This window comes from Alteromonas sp. 009811495 (genome assembly GCF_028865455.1).
Classification (GTDB): domain Bacteria; phylum Pseudomonadota; class Gammaproteobacteria; order Enterobacterales; family Alteromonadaceae; genus Alteromonas.
Genome location: NZ_CP113972.1, coordinates 1,401,955 through 1,420,442 on the forward strand (window position 1 = coordinate 1,401,955; position 18,488 = coordinate 1,420,442).

Here is an 18,488-nt window from a genome sequence, read left to right on the forward strand (position 1 = left end):
ACGCTTTCAAGCCCTTTAGACAAAATAACTCCACAATAAATTTAACGGTTTCTTGCTTCACTATACGTGACTTACAACACAAGTGGTTTGAATAATCGATAGCTTTGCCAATGTAAGTGATAAGCGCACGAAGACCATATAAATAGATGCCCCTCATTGCTAATGTACCGCTTTGGAAAATTATCTTAATTTAAAAGCCCTTAATGCGGATAAAAACTTGCAATCAGACCCCATATCCGTATAATTCGGCGGCCTTCTAATTGGCGTCTATTTTTTAGTCGTCAAACGAAGGCTTAAGTTAACGGTAACGCTACAACGAGTTTGAGGCATTTATGGTTACTATTCGTTTACAGCGTGGTGGCGCGAAAAAGCGTCCATTTTATCAACTAGTGGTGGCTGATAGCCGTCGTGCAAGAAACGGTCGTTTCATCGAAAACATCGGTTTCTTCAACCCAACTGCACAAGGTCAAGCGGAACGTCTTCGCATCGACCTAGAGCGTGTTGAATACTGGGTTGGCGTAGGCGCGAGCTTATCAGATCGCGTTTCTAGCTTGGTAAAAGAAGCGAAAAAATCTGCAGCGTAAGCTGTTATTAACTGGTGGTATAGATGAGTCTAGCGTCTGACAAAGTGATTGTTGGCAAAATTGGCGCACCGTACGGTGTTAAAGGTTGGGTCAAAATCAACAGCTATACAGAAACACCAGAAGGTATTTTTGAGTACACGCCATGGTTTCTTGGCGATGAAAAAGAATACCAAATTGACCAGTGGCGACCGCACGGTAAGAGCCTCGTTGCAAAAATTGTGGGCGTTGAGAACCGAGATGATGCAGAGCGCATCAAAAACTTGGATATCAACATAAATGCTTCACAGCTGCCTGATTTAGGTGACGAAGGGGTTTATTGGCGCGAGCTCACCGGCATGAAAGTGGTAACAACGCAAGGTTACGACTTAGGTGTGGTGAAAGAAGTATTCAATACAGGTGCAAACGACGTTATTCACGTTAAAGCGAATGTAGGCGATGCTTTTGGTCAAAAAGAGAGACTTATACCTTTTGTGTTCGACGATGTCGTACAAGAGGTAGATAAAGAAGCGAAGGTCATTAAAGTTGACTGGGACCCGGGGTTTTAAGTGACACCGGAAAAGTGGTTTGGAGTTGTTAGCCTGTTTCCAGACATGTTTGCCCCATTTACCCAACAGGGTGTGATAGGTCGAGCAGTTAAATCTGGAACATTATCGGTTGATACCTTTAACCCCCGTGACTTTACACATGACCGCCATCGTACAGTTGACGATCGCCCCTATGGAGGCGGCCCCGGTATGCTGATGATGGTAAAACCGCTAACTGACGCAATACAAGCCGCCAAGAAAGTGGGTGGCGAAAACAGTAAGGTGATCTACTTATCACCCCAAGGGAAACCCCTTGACCAAGCAGGCGTTCAGCGCCTTGCTAATATCGACCGCACAATTTTAATTTGTGGTCGATACGAAGGCATCGACGAGCGGGTAATCGAAAGCCATGTTGACGAAGAAGTCTCTATTGGTGATTACGTGTTAAGCGGCGGTGAACTACCAGCAATGGTCCTTATGGACGCGGTTGCTCGACTAGTTCCTGGTGTGCTGGGGCATAAAGCTTCAGCGGTTGAAGATTCTTTCACTGACGGTCTTTTGGATTGTCCGCACTATACGCGGCCCGAAATACTTGATGGTCAAAAGGTTCCTGAGGTGTTGTTAAGTGGGGACCATGAAAAAATTAGGCAGTGGCGATTGATGCAGTCATTAGGTAGAACCTGGCAGCGTCGCCCTGAATTGTTAAATCACCTAGCTCTGACTGAGGAGCAGCAGCGTTTGCTTGAATTATTCCAAGCGCAACTGCAGCAAGATGACAGTTAACTAGGACGAGAGGATATGATGAGCAAAGTCAGTCAAGATATCATCAAAAAAATCGAAGAAGCACAGCTAAAGACTGATGTTCCTGCGTTTGGTCCAGGTGACACAGTAGTTGTTAAAGTTCGCGTTACCGAAGGTGACAAAGAGCGTCTTCAGGCTTATGAAGGTGTTGTTATCGCTAAACGTAACCGTGGTCTGCACTCGTCTTTTACCGTGCGTAAAATTTCTAGCGGCGAAGGCGTTGAGCGTGTGTTCCAAACACACAGCCCGGCAGTTTCTTCAATTGAAGTTAAACGTCGCGGTGCGGTTCGTCGTGCTAAGCTTTACTATCTACGTGAGCGTTCAGGTAAATCTGCACGTATCAAAGAGAAGCTTAACTAAGATTACTAATCCTTGCGTTATTGTTAACTTCGAAAAAGCCCGCGTTAAGCGGGCTTTTTTGTGCCTGAAATTCGATCTTTTTCCCGCCGCAAACCTTAAAAATAGTTAATGCCACTTGTCAGTGCTAATCAACGCATTGTGTCTTACAGACATCACAGTGGAACGACTGAACAGTTATACGTGTTTCGATTAAACACGATGGGTTACTAATTAGATATGAGCTCGGACTACTTTTTATTTCTCAATATTGTTGGTGTAGCATTCTTCGCTGTATCAGGTGCGTTAATGGGACATCAAAAACAAATTAATGGCTTTGGCATTGTTGTAGTAGGTGCGATCACTGCAATTGGTGGAGGGACTATCCGCGACCTTATGTTAGGCAAACCGATTTTTTGGGTTGAGGTCTCAGACTATATTTTTGCAACTTACACCGCGATTTTAGTCACTATTTTATTTGTGCGTTATATGCCTTCCCCCGCAAACTTCTTTTTCATTGTAATGGATGCAATTGGCCTGGCTATTTTCAATATTGTAGGAATTGAAAAGGCGCTTATTGAAGGTACAGGCATGCTTGTAGCACTCACAATGGGAGTAGTTACAGGTATTTTTGGTGGACTCATGCGTGATGTTATATGTCGAGAGGTCCCGTTGGTTATGAAAAGTGATTTGTATGCAAGTACTTGCTTGGCTGGTGGGTTAACGTATGCCGCGCTGTTTGCGATGGATATTGCTTACTTTTGGTGTATCTTAGGCGCACTTATCGTAACCGTCTTTTTACGATTAGGTTCGGTTTATTGGAACTGGAATATAGACCTCTTTCATAAACGCACACACAAAAAACGCGCTTTTCGTTTACCTTAAATCACGGTCGAATTACAGCTTTAGAAAAGAGGTCATACTAGTTAAATTTTTGTTATATGGTTTAATCTAATATAACCCGCTCCCTTAAGGCGATGAAAAGATTGGCTAAATTGTCCTTTGTTGGTAATTGCACTACTCACACAGACGCTGTTATATCCTCACGCTTAACATTGGTGTTAAGAACGGCGATAGTCATACTGCTCTTCTTCGCAAGCGCTTCGCTTTTTGCCAATGAAAGAGAACGGAGCCCGAGTGTTGTAACCGTCTATTCATATCACCTCAAACCCCCTTTTATCATCGATGAAGCCGTCAATTCTGGACTCTATTACGATATGTTATCTTTGCTAAGCGATGAAACGGTTGAATACCAATTGGCCTATATGCCAAGAAAAAGAATTAATAAATTGCTAGAGAATAATGATCTTCAAGGCGTCGTAATTGGCGTAAGCCCACATTGGTTTTCCGATGGTGATAAAACGAAATACTTATGGTCAATTCCCTTTATTGAAGATAAGGACGAAATTGTTTCGAATGCCGATACGCCATTCGAATTCCAAGTTGATGAATTGTCTGACAAGGCAATGGCCGGTGTTCGAGGGCTTTTTTACGTCGGTCTTAACAACGCTATTGAAGATGGTCAGTTAAAGCGATTTGACACTGAGTCAGAAGAACAAATCATTGATATGATTGAACACCAGAGGGTCAACTTCGGTGTTGTTAGCAAAAGCACGCTGGCCTATCTGTACGATAAAAATGACTACATAAAAAGTATTCACATTTCCAAAGTACCTCATGAGGAATATTTTAGGCACATGTTAGTGCCTCGTCATTTAAGTCGCACAGAATCTCATCTTAATCAGCGATTACAGAGTGAGCTTAATACACCAGAATGGCGCACTATGTTACGTCGATATGGCGTTGATTTTATCGAAATAGATGAGGGCAACCCGGAAATACAGTGAGAAGAACTTCTACTTCTCACTGTAAATGACAATGTGCTAAGTTGTTGTCGACGCTTATTGGATTACGAGCGAAAGTGCTTCAATAAGCGGCTTATTTTCTCTCTCGATAGTCTCGATGATGTGTTTGTGTAACCGCCTTTTATGTTCCCCGAATATGCCACGTTTCTTGTCAAAGGTTTTTGCATAATTCAACGCACCTTCCATCAGCATAGCGTGTGTATCGTAGGCTTTCTCAACCACATGATCTTGTTCAAGCTCTCTTCCAGATACACGTCTTCCTGATAATTTCATCTCGTTGAACCGATGGTAGGGCAACGCTTTTTTCACGAATTCAATCATTCCGGGCAAAAACGGTATAGATAAATCGACTTCAGGAAAACAGAAAAAGCCTTTGTCTGAGCGCATAAACCTAAAATCACATGCACACGCTAAAATAGCGCCGTTACCAAAAGCATGGCCGTTTATTGCTGCTATAACAGGCAAGGGGAATAATAGCAGTGTCTTAAAAACCTCATCCATGTTGTACATGAACTGCTTGATATCACTAAATTGTTGAGCCTTCATTGCTGGCATCAACCACTCTGTGTCGATCCCCAAACTAAAACACTTTTCGTCATTTGAGGTTAACACCAACGCTTTGCAGTCCGGGTTTTCTAAAACGCTACTAAGCGCGGCAAGCATTGCTTCAGCAAAGTTTGGGTTGTGACGGTTTTCACCATTTTCCATGGTAAGTAGGGCGACATCACCGTGATAGGTTATATTGACTAAATCCATAATAATGCTCTTATTTTCTTATTTGCCCTTATTTTCCTACATATTAGCGATTTATAGAAATTAACTGTGGTTATTATCATTAATCGCATTTTTCATACGCAGTAAGTTAGCGTACATTCGCATTATTATTTCACTACTGATTAAAAAGCGACCTGGTGATTGTTTGGTTGACAAATAATCACGTTGATTCCCTAAGATTCTAGACTAGATTAAAGTATTATTCGGTAATGCTTGCGTTGTCATTCGTGAGTTGTTAAAAAGTCAATGACGTTAAAGAAATATAGAAAAAGCTGGTTGTACAATAAAGTTTACATGCAGGTTGCATACTCTTTTAACGTTTTATTTTTTAGGTTTCAAAGTTAAGAGAGCTCCCATGATTAAGGACACAGTCAACAATGTTCACGTAAGTACAGAAGACGTACTTATTACTCCAGAAGCGTTAAGCGCCGAACTACCGGTATCAGATAAAGCCCTAGAAGCAATTTCTGCCTCACGCAAAATCGTGTCAGACATTATTCACCGTCGAGATCACAGAATGCTTGTAGTGTGTGGGCCTTGTTCTATCCACGATGTTGAAGCAGCGAAAGAGTATGCGCTAAAACTGAAAGAGCTGCATGAGTCATGCAAAGATACCTTATTTATTGTAATGCGAGTGTATTTTGAAAAACCGCGCACGACAACGGGTTGGAAAGGGCTGATTAACGATCCGCATATTGACGGTAGTTTTGATATCGAAACGGGTCTACGCAAAGCGCGTGAACTACTTATTTGGTTAGCTGAGTTAGAGCTTCCTGTAGCCACTGAAGCGCTGGATCCCATAAGTCCTCAGTACCTTGCTGAACTATTTAGTTGGGCAGCTATTGGTGCTCGTACCTCTGAGTCACAAACGCACCGTGAAATGGCCAGTGGACTTTCAATGCCTGTTGGTTTCAAAAACGGGACTGACGGTAGTTTAGATATAGCCATAAATGCACTTAAGTCTGCTGCATCAGGGCATCGTTTTATGGGCATTAACAAACAGGGGCAAGTGAGCATCATAGGTACAAGCGGTAACCCTGATGGACACATCATTTTACGTGGTGGAAAGCAGCCAAATTATGATTCTGTGTGTGTCTCTGAATGCGAGTTGGAATTAGAAGGCGCAGGCCTTACTGCTGGACTAGTCGTTGACTGCAGTCACGCAAATTCGGCAAAAGATTATCGCCGCCAGCCATTGGTTGCTCAGAATGTAGTAAATCAAATACTCGAAGGTAATCAATCTATTATTGGCATCATGCTAGAGAGTCACTTAAAACCTGGTAATCAGAATGCCGATGGGAAAAAGCCTGAAGAACTTGAATACGGGGTTTCCATAACAGACGGTTGTATTGACTGGGAAAGCACAGAAAACTTGATTGCTCAAACCAGAGATAAATTAATAACTGTGTTACCCTTACGTCAAAATAAGCGCACGGTGGCTTAAGCCGACGTATCCGTGCCATTTGATTCAAGGAATACGCAATATGGCCGATTTTTCGCAGCAACTTTCTGCGCTGCGTGAAGGTATTGACGAGCTGGATACACAGCTCGTCGAGCTACTTGCAAAACGCAATAAAATTACCACCCAAGTAGGGCAGATTAAGGCACAGGCAGGTATGCCTGTTTATGTTCCTGAACGTGAAAAAGCCCTTATTGCTTCTCGGCGAGCGCAGGCCGAAGCGCTTGGTGTCTCTCCTGACCTAACCGAAGATCTACTGCGCCGTGTAATGCGTGAATCCTACCACACCCAAAACAACAACTACCGCTGTGTAAAGCCAGATCTTGATAATGTAGTTGTCATTGGTGGCGCAGGCGCATTAGGGCGTGTATTCGTTAGCTTGTTTGAGCGAAGTAATTATACGGTTTCGGTGGTTGAAAAAGATGACTGGGATAGCGGCCGTGCTCACTCGGTATTAAGCTCAGCATCTTTGGTCGTAGTTGCAGTTCCTATCAATTTAACCGAATCGGTAATTGGCAAGCTTACCATGCTACCCAAAACGTGTGTGCTTGCCGACATCACGAGTATAAAAGCTAAACCGCTTGACGCGATGTTGGCCGTACACTCAGGTCCGGTTGTTGGTCTCCACCCGATGTTTGGGCCTGATGCCCCTGGGATGATAAAGCAGGTTGTCGTAGTCTGCGACGGTCGGGACAGTGATAAATATGCATGGCTTATTGAGCAAATGCGAATTTGGGGGGCAACTATTCACGACTCTAGTGCCAATGAGCATGATCAAGCCATGGCCTATATTCAGGTAATGCGACATTTCAACACCTTTGTGTACGGACAACACTTAAAAGGGGAAAACCCTAACCTTGAGTCGCTTACCATGTTTAGTTCACCCATTTATCGCCTTGAACTCGCTATGGTAGGGCGTCTCTTTGCGCAGTCTCCCCAACTGTATGCAGACATTATTTTCAATAACCCAGACAACTTTGCGCTACTACGTCGTTTTTACGAACGATTTGGGTTGGCGCTTACATTACTGGAAAAGGGCGATAAAAAAGGGTTTGTAGAGCAGTTTATGCGAGTAGGGGCGTGGTTTGGCGACTATGCTAAAAAGTGTCTTGTCGACAGCAAGCAAATGCTTTTGAAAGCTGACGATGGTCAGCTTCTTCGCGATAAGTAAGCTAGCAAGACTGCGCGTTTAAAGCGCGCGTCTTCAACTAGTTTGTAAACTGCTTTAATCCTTTCTGAGTGGCAAGTGCAAGAGTTTGTGCTTGCTGGGCTTCACGGTTTGTAACGACCATTTGGGCCTGAATATTGTCACTTAACTGTGTTATATGTTCTACGTTGTCTGTGGCTTGCTCATGTTGTTGTTGCAGTGTGCTCACTGATGACAATATGACTTTGAACGCGTCAATATTTTGCTCAAAGTCTTTCATCATTTTGTCAAACAGCGTAATGGTAGTGTCAATGTTAACTTTCATCGAATCAGATGCGCTGATAAGCATTGTTGATTCTTCTTGGGTTTCTCCCACTAACGTTTCCATATCGTTTAGGAAGTGACTAATCTTCTGGGTGGCATCAGCTACTTTAGCTGAAAGTGTACGTACTTCATCCGCGACCACAGCAAACCCTCTTCCGGCGTCACCGGCCCTTGCTGCCTCTATCGCGGCGTTAAGTGCAAGCAAGTTTGTTTGGTCGGCAAACTCTTCCACCATTTTGAGAATATTCCGCACATTATCTGCGTTGTCTTGAAGCCCCGAGACCGTCGTTGAAAACTGTTGCAGCAGGGTCGTTATTTTTTCAATTTGTTGATGCGACAATAACAGGTTGTTATTCGCATCTTTGGCGCTAGTAAGGTTAATAGTGTTAGTCGTACTCACCTGATCTGCAGCGCTTACAATATCGTCGATGCTTTCACTGACCGTATGTGTCGATGTACTAATAACATGACTGAGCGACTTTTGTGTGCAGGCTTGCTGACTCACTTCTTCAATGGCAGTGACCATAACCGCGTTAGCCGTGGATGCTTTTTCGGCATCTTGATTAATGGATTTGATCAATTGGCTGAGATTATCAGCGAATAAATTATAAGCTTGAGAGACATCTCTAAATTCATCCCTTGTAAAAGCAGGTAAACGCGTTGCTAAATTACCCTGAGTATGATTTATGTCGTTTAGCGTATTAAGTAGCGCGTTTACTGGTCGTACGATGAGGTAATGCAAATAAAAAATAGTAAAAGCAAAGCTAAAGGCCCCAAGCACGGATAATGTGATCATGGCAGAAAAAAGGGAGGAACGTTCATCGGAGGGGGCTGAAGCAACTTGATAGAATAGATAGAAATTAGCAACTTGAAAAAGAAACAAAAACGTTATGTTACCCACTATTTTTCGTGTGAGTGTGTAGAAGAACGTTCGTTCTATAACATCGTATAACTGCCAAAATGCCTGCATAACAACTTACACCCTACTTATCGATAAAACACTTTCCGACTGTAGTTTACTACGATGACAACTGGCAAAACTTTGCGCTAGGTCATAGTTTGTGGTGTAAATGTATTTCTGAACAGCCCAAGTATTGACTATAGGGCTGTTCAGCAGCGATAACACTCAGAGGCACTTAGTTATTGCGTAAGCGCACTTGCCGCAGCAACTTTTGTTGGACTAATTTCTTCGCTTGGGTAGCAGCCTAATACCTTGATATAGCGAGTAATACTACGCAATGCGTCGAGCGCTTTTTGTACTGGACCATCTTCTACATTACCTTCAACATCAATATAGAACATTTCTTCCCATGGGTTGCCTGGAATCGGGCGAGACTCTAGCTTGGTCATATTGATACTGTTGTCTTTAAGTACCATAAGGGCTTCTACTAATGCGCCGGGCTTCTGAACCGTGGACATAACAAGCGTTGTCTTTGCTGGAACTTGTAGCGGCACTACTACTGGATTTCTTGCAACAACGATAAACCTACTATGGTTCTCTTTTTGATTAGCGAGGTTACTCTTTATTGCCATAAGGCCATAAAGATTACCACCGGCTTCACTACCTATAGCGGCTACATCGTCTCGTTGAAGCTCGCTTACTGTAAGCATTGCTGAGGACGTGCTATCCATCGTTTTCACTTCCACATTACCAAGTTCAGCTAGGAAGTGACTGCACTGGGTAAACACCTGTGGGTGGGCGTAAAGCGTTTTAATTTTATCGATGCTAGTGTTTGTCCCGACTAGCAGTGTATGTCTGATAGGGTGGGTGAGTTCGCCAATTATACTTAACTGCGTATGCTGTAATTGGTCGTAAACCTCATTAATGCTGCCAGAGGTAGTGTTCTCAATGGGTAAAACTGCGTAATCAGCTTCGGTATTTTCTACCTTATGGATAATTTCGGCAAAGCTCTGGCAACCAATTTCAAGTAATTCTCCGGGGCGACGCGAAAAGTACTTTTGTGTTGCAAGGTACGAATATGAACCCTTATCACCAAGAAACGCTACACGATTTAATGGCAGTGTACTTCCAGGGTTGGCGCGTTCTGCTAGCATGGCCTGTTGATTTAATACAGAATCTTCAATGATGACATGAAAAATTTGCGTCACGTAGTGTGGGTCAAGGCCAATGCTTTGCCCTTCTTTAATTAAGCGAACTAGCAATTGCTCTTCGCGTTTTTGGTCTCTAACAGGAATGTGGTGTTTTATTTTTGTTTCAGCCACTTCATTAGTGAGCTTTCGGCGCTCGGAAAGTAGCGTAAGTAATTCACTGTCGAGCGCGGTAATGCGTTCTCTTACAGTATCTAATGCGTTATCTGACATGTTATTCCCGTAGTGTTTTAAGCTAAAAAAAAACCTCCCGGTTGGGAGGTTTTTTAGCATGCAACTGCGCCTCCCTAGTGAAAGGATGTAAACGCAAAAAAGAAAATAGCTGCATACTGTGTATTTTGTTTCATGGCTACGAATGTATGTTGAACAGCTGATAGTGTCAACCCATTTTTACAAATCGAGAGAGTCTTTTTTTATCAGCACTTGATAGTGCTGTAAATTTGATGTAGCCAAAAAAGGCAGCCTAAAAGCTGCCTTTTCTATAGCACGTCACGCCGTGCTAACTAACCCGCTATTCCTTTAGTTGCCTAGCAAGGCTGACAGCATCTGTCTAACCTCAGTAGGTTCAAACGGTTTATCACACAATGCGTTAACGCCCGTTTGTTGAATATTGGCCATGTGTGCACTTTCTGCCGACTCAGACGTTACCATAATGATAGGAATATGGGTGGTTTCAGGGTTAAATCTGATGAACTCTGAAAGCTCACGGCCATCCATTTCAGGCATGTTGTAGTCAGTCACTACTAAGTCAAAAGGCTCATCCTTAATAAAGGTTAATGCCATTGCGCCGTTTTCAGCTTCTCTAATCTTTTTAAGACCCATTCCTTCAAGTACACGTCTGATGTGGTTACGCGCCAATTTGCTGTCATCAACAAGGAGTACCCTTACTTCTTGCACATCGAACAATTCTAAATCGAGCTCATCGTGATTGATAAGGTCAAGGCTGGCATTCAGCGCTCTAGACAAATGTAAAGGTTCAAACGGCTTAGGTAGTATTGCTGCTACACCGGCTTGTTTAAACTCTTCAAGTTTACTCAGGCGGTTTTCACTTGAAACCAACATGAAAGGAATAGTCTTAAATTCATCATCTTCTTTAATGAATTTAAGTAATTCAATAGCAGTGCCATCTTCATAGTACATGGCGCTGACAATCAAATCAGCACCATGTGCCTTCACTGCAGAGCGCGCTTCAGCAAGGGTACTGACGGGGTCAATTTCCTTAACGTTCTCTTTAAGTAGTAGGGTAGTTATGATCTTCCTTTGGGTATCAGAAGGTTCAACTAAAATAATATGTAAATCAGAAATTGACAGCTTTTCCATTTCAGACTCTTTTTGTATTTGTTTATGAAAATGTCAGAGGTTATAAATATTAACCTCCAGCAAGCTTTACCTTGTAGCCTTTGTCAGTAAGCAGCGAACGAAGTTTTTCTCTATCGTCAGTCTGTACTTCAATCACTCCATCTTTTACAGCGCCACCACATCCACACTTCTTTTTTAGCTCAGAGCCCAGTTTTTTTAACGCTTCTGGAGCTAAGTCTAGTCCTTTTATTAGCGAAACGCCTTTGCCTTTACGGCCTTTTGTTTCACGATGAATTCGCACAATACCATCTGACGATACAGAGCGCGCGGCTTCTTTGGCTTCGGGCTTAATTTTTCCGCCATCTGTACTATATACCAAAAGGGCTTCTTGCCAATCTTGCATGGATACCTCAAATTATTGCTTTGCCTTATCGATACTGCTTTTCAATAATTAACACTAAGTAAAGAATAAACTTTTATCGATGGCGTTGTAAAAAAGTTCGGCTACTATAAAGAATAGCAAAACAGAAAGCATGAGACGATGTATTGTGCTCATAATTTTACAGGAGACAAAATGGATATTACGGCGAATTACAAGAACCAAGGGAAAGAGTTAACGATAGATGTCGGCGCTAAATTCGATTTCAGCAGAGTAGAGGATTTTCGCAATGCATATGCGGGTCTTGATACAAGTGTTGAACATATTTCAATAGATCTGTCGCGCACTGAGTATATGGATAGCTCTGCGTTGGGGATGCTGCTAAACATGCAAAAGGCGCTTTCTGAGCGCAAACTTACTTACAGTATCGATAATGCCCGCCCTCAAGTGGAGAAAATTCTTAAAATATCCCGGTTTGATAAAAAGTTTGAAATTCGGTAGTCCAATTCAAGAATAAGAAGAGCGCGCATGAAGATCTTGATTGTCGATGATGAAACCATCAACCGAGCACTTCTCGCCAATATGTTGCATAACGCTGGTTATACAGATTGCGTAGTGGCTGAAAGCGGCGAGGAAGCGTTGCGTTTGTTCGAACAAGAGACACCTGACTTAGTCTTGTTGGATGTAGTCATGCCGGGGATGTCTGGTTTTGATGTAGCTCCCCTCATTCGCAGCAAGGCTGACGGTAGTTACCTACCCATCTTGTTCATCACTGCGCTAGAAGACAAAGAAAGTTTGGTGCGTTGTCTCGAAGTGGGCGGTAACGATTTCGCTACTAAGCCGTTTGATAGGCATATTCTGGTTGCTAAAATTCGTGCTCATTTAAAGATCCGCGCATTAAGCCTACACATTGAACAACAAAATCAAACCCTGAGAATGTACCAGCAGCGTGTTGCACGAGAACACGCAATCGTGGAGCACATTTTTAGCCATGCTATTATCAATAACCCTGAAGTTCTTTCCCATTTTGATTGTTATTTGCAGCCAGCGGAAACATTCAATGGCGACTTGTTTCTATGTGAAGCAAGTCCAAGTGGGGGGATTTATTTTCTCGTTGCTGATTTTACGGGACATGGTCTCGCGTCAGCCATTGGTGCATTACCCGTCACTCGCGCATTTCATGAATACAGTCAAAAAGGTGTGTCGATAGCAGAAACAGTTTCTGAGCTTAATAAAATCCTCTTGCAAATATTACCTGGTGATATGTTTATGGCAGCGGTTGTCGGTGAGATAAACGCTGCAGGTGACAAAGTAAGCTTATGGCAAGGTGGTATGCCTGCCGCTATTGTTCCTTCAAGCTCTAATTTTGCCTTCCGTTCGTTTGGGTCCCGTCATATGGCTTTAGGAATTTTGGAAGAGCATGAACTCAATACTGATTATGACATTGTTCAACTTGGCGTAGGAGAGCAACTTATTATTTACAGTGACGGCTTAATTGAGAATGCTAACGAAAACGATGAGATGTTGATGGAAGAAGGTCTCATTGAACTAATTAGAGATGAAACCAAGAACAACGGAAAGGTATTAGCAAAATCATTGTACAAGCGCGTACAACAGCATGCAGCAGCGCCTGTTTTTGACGATGACGTCACGCTTGTCGTGTTTACATCAAAACCTATTAATATCTCATCTAATGCCGGAGATGTTGGTTTACCTTCGGTACACGAAGTAGTACTTAAGCCAGAGCATCTAAAACAGCCAGATATTTTGCAGCGCGTATTACAGCTAGCGAGCAGTGGTGAAGGTGTACAACGGGTACGCTCAATATTGTATACGGTGTTATCAGAGCTGTTTAATAATGCACTTGAGCACGGGATCTTGTGTCTTGACTCGAAACTAAAGTCCGGCGTCAATGGCTTTCAAACCTACTATGAAAACCGAGAAGTAGCGTTAGAGGCGCTCGAAGAAGGAACAATAACAATACGAATCGAATCTCAACCCACTGCCAATCATATTATTATCTCAGTTGAAGACAGTGGCGAGGGGTTTAAGTGGGAAGGCGCGCAACAATTTAATCACGATGAATTTCATGGTCGTGGGTTAGCACTACTTCATACCTTATGTGAAAAACTATGGTTCGAGAACAACGGTAGCAAAGTTAACTGCATATTAGACACTACAAACTCAAATCTACTTTAACCTGCAATTTGCGCGATTAAACGATTAATCCGATATCTACGTAATTATTAATGCTACATACAGAAATTTAAATTGTGGGGATTTATGCTAAAAGCTTTTTTACAACTCTTTGAGGATACGCAAGCGAAAAAAGCGTCGTCGGTCACTGTTGAGTTAGCCACAGCTGCGTTACTTTCTGAGATAGTTAATGCTGACAACAAAGTGACACAAAGTGAACAAGAAGAATATAAGAAACAAATGCGCCGTCATGTGAATATTGACGAGCAAGCAATGGCGCTTTTACTTGAAAAAGGGGAAGAAACGGCTGAAGAAGCCATTGACCTTGTTAAGTTTACCAAAGTGCTGAATGCACACTGTGACGCTGAAGAGAAAAGAGATGTGATACGAAGCCTATGGGCAATTGCGTATGCAGATGATTCACTGGCGCCGCTAGAAGAGAGTACGATCCGTCAGGTGGCCGACTTACTTTACGTCCCGCACAGCCAATTCATTAAAACAAAACTAGAAGTCTCTGAGGGGCGCGACTGACACCTTTTAAAAAAGGATTTTATTTTTAACTCCTCTCCCTTACTATGGGTGTCGCTAAAATTGGCTGCAAGTTGGTGAACTGTAGTATTGCGGTAAGGAAGAGGAAGTGTTTAAAACGTTGAAAGTGCCTATTGGCCTGGCAATAATGTTATTTATGTCGGTATTGGTCATATGTATCGTTGTTGTTACCAGAGCAGAGCAAAATGCATCTGTGAAAGCCGTTATGCAGGAAAACACCATTGCCTTAAGCAACAATTTAGCGCAGCAACTTGCCGTGGTGATGGAACGCAGCCCAGGTGACAAAGCATTGTATTCTCAACTATTTAATCCGCTAAGAGAATACCAATATATTATTTCAGCGACCCTTTACGATAACAATTACAATGTTATTGCCCGCGTTAGCACCGATGCGGTTATGGCGTTCGAAGATGGTTCAATTCCCACAACACCAGAAGATGTGCCTTTTGGTGTCACCAGTCACGATAATATTGTGGTATCACACCAGTTAATCGGTAGTAGTTTATACCCCCTTGGACATATCGTTATATATGCAGACTCTACTAAGCTATTAACGAGCAGTGTGTATGGCAGCTTTCTGGGGCAGTTACCTGTCATTCTTGGGCTTTGGCTTCTTTGTGTATGTATGTGTACCTACATCCTTTACCACTTAATTGCGCCACTTACTTCGCTTAAGCGGTTCACGCAGGAAGTATTTGAATCCAAAGATTATGCGTTGCGATGCTCTCACGACTCCAATGATGAAATCGGCCGACTCGCAAAAAATATCAATAGCCTTCTCGACACGATTGAAGTGGAGCTATTGATTAATTTTGAACAAAAACAAACATTGGTTGACCAGCAAGAGACCATGTCTCAGTTAGCAAACTTCGATAGTTTGACGGGGCTACCCAATCGTCAATTTGTACTTGATAATCTGCGTCTTGAATTAGCACGGGCTAAGCGCAACGATGAAGATCTTATGCTGCTGTTTTTCGACTTAGACGGCTTTAAAGGGATAAACGATTCATTGGGCCATGAAACCGGTGATCTTATTTTAATTGAGGTTGCAGATCGCGTTCAGCGTCTATTACGCGATGGCGATTTATTTGCCCGACTTGGTGGTGATGAGTTCTTGGTATTGCCAGATAGAGACGTGTCACCTGAAGCAGCTCAAAGCTTAGCGTCGCGTCTGATCACCTCTTTCGATGAACCCTTCGAGCTACGGGGCCTTTCCTTAACCGTGGGGTTAAGTGTTGGAATAGCAACCGCATCTGATGCGAGCTACGATTTAAGCGAATTGATGAGCAATGCTGATCTTGCTATGTATCGCTCTAAAGCGCGAGGGCGTGGAAGCTATACACTATTTACCCCAGATATGGTCGAATCACACAAGCGTAAACTGCACTTAGCTAACGGTATTGAACAAGGTTTAGCTAATGATGAATTCATCGTTTACTACCAAGTTAAGGTAAACAACCAAGGGCGAGTAATTGGTGCTGAAGCTCTAATTCGCTGGGTACACCCTGAGTTTGGTCTTGTAATGCCCAATGAGTTTATTCCTATTGCAGAACAAGGTGGGAAAATCACTGCAATTACGCAGTGGGTTATCAAGCGCGTTTGTATCGATATGCCAGACATCAGGCAATGGGCGTCTAATCCGTTCAGAGTATCTGTCAATTTATCTGGACATGATTTGCGCAATGCCCAGTTGTTTGACTACATCTACAATACATTTAACCTTTACGACATTAACCCTGAGAATTTTGAGTTTGAAGTAACAGAAAGTGCCTATTTGGAAAATTTTGCGCTTTCCAATAAGTTCTTCAGGCGCATTGGTAATATGGGCTGTGCCATTGCACTGGATGATTTTGGCACGGGTTATTCATCATTAAGTTATCTCACACAAATCAATATCGACACACTGAAAGTTGATAGGCAGTTTGTTACTGAAATTCAGACCTCAGAGCGCAGTCGCTTAGTAACAGGAGCTATCATCGATTTAGCTAAACGACTGTCACTTGCTGTATGCGCAGAAGGTATCGAGAACCAAGAGCAATGGGATTATCTTAAGCTACACGGATGCGACAGCGTACAAGGCTTTATGTTTAGTAAACCTGTTCCTCTTGCTGACCTTATTGCGTCGCCCTCCCATTATACAGCTGCAAAAGCAAGTTAACTGCACGCGACAGTTAACATCGTTTCTTTCTTAGCGTAATGTAACCGCTGTTGCAAAAAAGTGTTTCTTTTTTGCAACATGCTTCTGTTGGTTGAAAGTAACTCTGCATAGTTAAATTTCAAATGTTATTGAAAATAATGGGTTTTTCACATGTGGTCCAAATTTGGCATAGTCAGAATTAAAGGCATAGCCATCGGATATAGTCTGAAATGCAATGGAAAGGGTATAGCAAAAGGATTTGAGGGCATGTGAGGAGGATTCATGATGAAACGTCTCGAAAAAGTTTTTTTAGCACTGTGCGCGGTAGCGGCAGTACAAGCAATATCAGTTGCTGATGCGCACGCATCGGCTGCGACCAATTTGATGCAGAAATTAGATACCAATAAGGATGGACTAATTTCGCTGAAAGAAGCGGTGCGACACACTGAGTTGTTGCGTAATTTTGGTCTTATTGATGACAATGAGGACGGCAAACTCTCAGAGTCTGAAATGGCTAAAAGCGAACTCACTCCTGGAAATGCTAGCGTGGCGTCAAACAATTAGAGGATAAGGTTCTGATACATAAGTTTTCATTTGGCGAGCGTCTTGTTCAGCTGGGATCGCTACGGCAATTAACACTAGGTAGCTTTGTCTTGGCGTTAATACCGTTAATTGCGCTGTTGTGGCAAAGTCAGAGTGACCTTGCCAAAGTGGGTCAAATGACCACATTAGAAACACGTTTTGTTGTAGACGTTGTCGGTGATATGCAACGTCTTGATAATGCTGTTGTTGACGTAGAGCGCAGTATCAGACAATTTGCTGTGCTGCGAAACGAGCAGGTGGCGACCTTATCTGATAGTGCGATAGAGCAATTTACGCTCGCGGCTGATAACTTGTGTCAGGCGCTGGCTGCGCCGCCAAGCTGTCGTCGGCTTTCAGAGCAAATTAGTCAATTGGCTGAGTACCGGACAATTGAAGACCAATTACTTCTAAACGCTTATTTGGCGTCTGTAGCAAGTAGCGTTGACCAGTTGAGAGCTGATGTCGAGTCAGCGATAAGTAAACGTGTTCAGCTTCAACAAGACGACTTAAATGCTATGCAAGCAAAGCAAGCGTGGTCTACTGCAATGTTAGTCAGTGTGTCTTTGCTCCTCATTTTGCTAGGCAGTCAGCTTATTGTAAATCCGGTCAATAATCTTAAGAAAATTATTCGTATTGTGGCTCACAGCGATGGGCAACTACCGCCGTTGTCTCGACAAGCGCCAAAGGAGTTAATTGACGTAGAAAAGGACTTGCACTGGCTTTACGAAAGACTGCAACAACTAGAGCATATTCGAACGGCGCTGTTGCGACACGCTGCACATGAGCTTAAAACGCCCCTAGCGAGTATTAAAGAGGGGTGTAGTTTGCTGTCTGAAAATGTTGTGGGTGAGTTAAATAATAGTCAGCGAGAGGTGCTGTCGTTGCTAACTGCTAGTACACAACGACTAAATACCTTGGTTGAAAAGCTACTCGATTACAATCTACTTCTTCAGCAAGCGCAACCTAAGATGGTAAAAAGCAACCCCAAAGTCTTAGCTGACGCTTGTTTAGAAGATTACGCACTCGCGATTCAAGATAGAGAGGTCGATCTTAACGTTGAACCAGCAGAGATAACCATTGATGAGGAATTATTCCGTCGCATATTAGATAATCTCGTGTCTAATGCAGTTGCGCATGGCGCGGTGGGACGGCCAATTAACATTCATATTTACAATGCAAATGATAATGTGATCCTTGATGTGGCAAACCGCGGTAAGCGAATTGCACCTGAGTCAGTAAAAACATTATTTGAGCCTTTCATCCGAGGCACCGAACCAAGAAATGATAACGTCATTGGCACAGGGCTAGGGCTGTCTATAGTGGCAGATTGTGCCCGTTTAATGCACGGTGAAGTGCAAGTGGTCGATGTAGACTACGCTGACGTTTGCTTTAGAGTGACAATCCCTCAACAGGAAATATAACA

The 18,488-nt window shown here is 43.0% G+C and carries 20 protein-coding genes; 14 read left to right on the top strand and 6 right to left on the bottom strand.

Annotation, left to right across the window (positions count from 1 at the left end; all coding sequences use genetic code 11):
- Positions 1–332 precede the first annotated feature (332 nt).
- The 6 genes from rpsP (at position 333) to OZ660_RS06325 (ending at position 4,092) form a co-directional block, all read left to right on the top strand.
- Positions 333–584: a 30S ribosomal protein S16 gene (rpsP, locus tag OZ660_RS06300; protein WP_131095552.1), complete on the top strand. Its 252-nt coding sequence runs from the start codon at positions 333–335 to the stop codon at positions 582–584.
- Between the two features lie 23 nt (positions 585–607).
- A complete protein-coding gene (gene rimM / locus OZ660_RS06305; RefSeq protein WP_159623115.1) occupies positions 608–1,129 on the top strand; it encodes a ribosome maturation factor RimM in 522 nt (173 codons plus the stop codon).
- Complete coding sequence (trmD, locus tag OZ660_RS06310; protein ID WP_159623113.1) at positions 1,130–1,891, top strand: tRNA (guanosine(37)-N1)-methyltransferase TrmD; 762 nt, start codon at positions 1,130–1,132, stop codon at positions 1,889–1,891.
- Positions 1,892–1,909: 18 nt separating this feature from the next.
- On the top strand, positions 1,910–2,269 hold the full coding sequence (gene rplS, locus OZ660_RS06315; protein ID WP_024015986.1) for a 50S ribosomal protein L19: 360 nt from the start codon (positions 1,910–1,912) through the stop codon (positions 2,267–2,269).
- A gap of 216 nt (positions 2,270–2,485) precedes the next feature.
- On the top strand, positions 2,486–3,130 hold the full coding sequence (locus tag OZ660_RS06320; RefSeq protein ID WP_274742914.1) for a trimeric intracellular cation channel family protein: 645 nt from the start codon (positions 2,486–2,488) through the stop codon (positions 3,128–3,130).
- A gap of 101 nt (positions 3,131–3,231) precedes the next feature.
- Positions 3,232–4,092 (top strand): hypothetical protein, encoded by an 861-nt coding sequence (locus OZ660_RS06325; RefSeq protein WP_274742915.1) that lies wholly within the window; start codon positions 3,232–3,234, stop codon positions 4,090–4,092.
- Between the two features lie 54 nt (positions 4,093–4,146).
- Here the strand turns inward: OZ660_RS06325 and OZ660_RS06330 are convergent, their stop codons facing one another.
- Positions 4,147–4,866 (bottom strand): enoyl-CoA hydratase/isomerase family protein, encoded by a 720-nt coding sequence (locus OZ660_RS06330; RefSeq protein ID WP_202264508.1) that lies wholly within the window; start codon positions 4,864–4,866, stop codon positions 4,147–4,149.
- A gap of 373 nt (positions 4,867–5,239) precedes the next feature.
- Here OZ660_RS06330 and OZ660_RS06335 point away from each other — a divergent pair, with 373 nt between their 5' ends.
- Positions 5,240–6,328, top strand: coding sequence for a 3-deoxy-7-phosphoheptulonate synthase (locus OZ660_RS06335; RefSeq protein WP_274742916.1), 1,089 nt, complete (start codon positions 5,240–5,242; stop codon positions 6,326–6,328).
- A 40-nt stretch (positions 6,329–6,368) separates the two neighbouring features.
- The gene (gene tyrA / locus OZ660_RS06340; RefSeq protein WP_274742917.1) at positions 6,369–7,514 is read left to right on the top strand and encodes a bifunctional chorismate mutase/prephenate dehydrogenase; all 1,146 of its coding nucleotides are present in this window, start codon (positions 6,369–6,371) and stop codon (positions 7,512–7,514) included.
- Positions 7,515–7,551: 37 nt separating this feature from the next.
- On the opposite strand, the gene OZ660_RS06345 is transcribed toward tyrA, so the two are convergent.
- The 4 genes from OZ660_RS06345 to yciH form a co-directional block, all read right to left on the bottom strand.
- Positions 7,552–8,784, bottom strand: coding sequence for a methyl-accepting chemotaxis protein (locus OZ660_RS06345; RefSeq protein WP_274742918.1), 1,233 nt, complete (start codon positions 8,782–8,784; stop codon positions 7,552–7,554).
- Positions 8,785–8,954: 170 nt separating this feature from the next.
- The gene (gene pheA / locus OZ660_RS06350) at positions 8,955–10,196 is read right to left on the bottom strand and encodes a prephenate dehydratase (protein ID WP_413228882.1); all 1,242 of its coding nucleotides are present in this window, start codon (positions 10,194–10,196) and stop codon (positions 8,955–8,957) included.
- Between the two features lie 246 nt (positions 10,197–10,442).
- Positions 10,443–11,243 (bottom strand): response regulator, encoded by an 801-nt coding sequence (locus tag OZ660_RS06355; protein ID WP_159623097.1) that lies wholly within the window; start codon positions 11,241–11,243, stop codon positions 10,443–10,445.
- Between the two features lie 49 nt (positions 11,244–11,292).
- Positions 11,293–11,625, bottom strand: coding sequence for a stress response translation initiation inhibitor YciH (yciH, locus tag OZ660_RS06360; protein ID WP_202264525.1), 333 nt, complete (start codon positions 11,623–11,625; stop codon positions 11,293–11,295).
- A 171-nt stretch (positions 11,626–11,796) separates the two neighbouring features.
- Here yciH and OZ660_RS06365 point away from each other — a divergent pair, with 171 nt between their 5' ends.
- The 5 genes from OZ660_RS06365 (at position 11,797) to OZ660_RS06385 (ending at position 17,047) form a co-directional block, all read left to right on the top strand.
- Positions 11,797–12,102 (top strand): STAS domain-containing protein, encoded by a 306-nt coding sequence (locus tag OZ660_RS06365; RefSeq protein ID WP_202264527.1) that lies wholly within the window; start codon positions 11,797–11,799, stop codon positions 12,100–12,102.
- A gap of 27 nt (positions 12,103–12,129) precedes the next feature.
- On the top strand, positions 12,130–13,800 hold the full coding sequence (locus OZ660_RS06370; RefSeq protein WP_274742919.1) for an ATP-binding SpoIIE family protein phosphatase: 1,671 nt from the start codon (positions 12,130–12,132) through the stop codon (positions 13,798–13,800).
- An 84-nt stretch (positions 13,801–13,884) separates the two neighbouring features.
- Positions 13,885–14,328, top strand: a complete 444-nt coding sequence (locus OZ660_RS06375) for a tellurite resistance TerB family protein (RefSeq protein ID WP_159623089.1) — start codon at positions 13,885–13,887, stop codon at positions 14,326–14,328.
- A gap of 106 nt (positions 14,329–14,434) precedes the next feature.
- Positions 14,435–16,504, top strand: coding sequence for a bifunctional diguanylate cyclase/phosphodiesterase (locus OZ660_RS06380; protein ID WP_274742920.1), 2,070 nt, complete (start codon positions 14,435–14,437; stop codon positions 16,502–16,504).
- A 261-nt stretch (positions 16,505–16,765) separates the two neighbouring features.
- A complete protein-coding gene (locus tag OZ660_RS06385; RefSeq protein ID WP_201283703.1) occupies positions 16,766–17,047 on the top strand; it encodes an EF-hand domain-containing protein in 282 nt (93 codons plus the stop codon).
- On the opposite strand, the gene OZ660_RS06390 is transcribed toward OZ660_RS06385, so the two are convergent.
- Positions 17,036–17,212: a hypothetical protein gene (locus OZ660_RS06390; RefSeq protein ID WP_274742921.1), complete on the bottom strand. Its 177-nt coding sequence runs from the start codon at positions 17,210–17,212 to the stop codon at positions 17,036–17,038. The genes OZ660_RS06385 and OZ660_RS06390 overlap by 12 nt on opposite strands.
- On the opposite strand from OZ660_RS06390, the gene OZ660_RS06395 reads away from it, so the two are divergent.
- On the top strand, positions 17,203–18,486 hold the full coding sequence (locus tag OZ660_RS06395) for a sensor histidine kinase (protein ID WP_226432768.1): 1,284 nt from the start codon (positions 17,203–17,205) through the stop codon (positions 18,484–18,486). The two genes, OZ660_RS06390 and OZ660_RS06395, sit on opposite strands and share 10 nt — an antisense overlap.
- Positions 18,487–18,488: the final 2 nt, after the last annotated feature.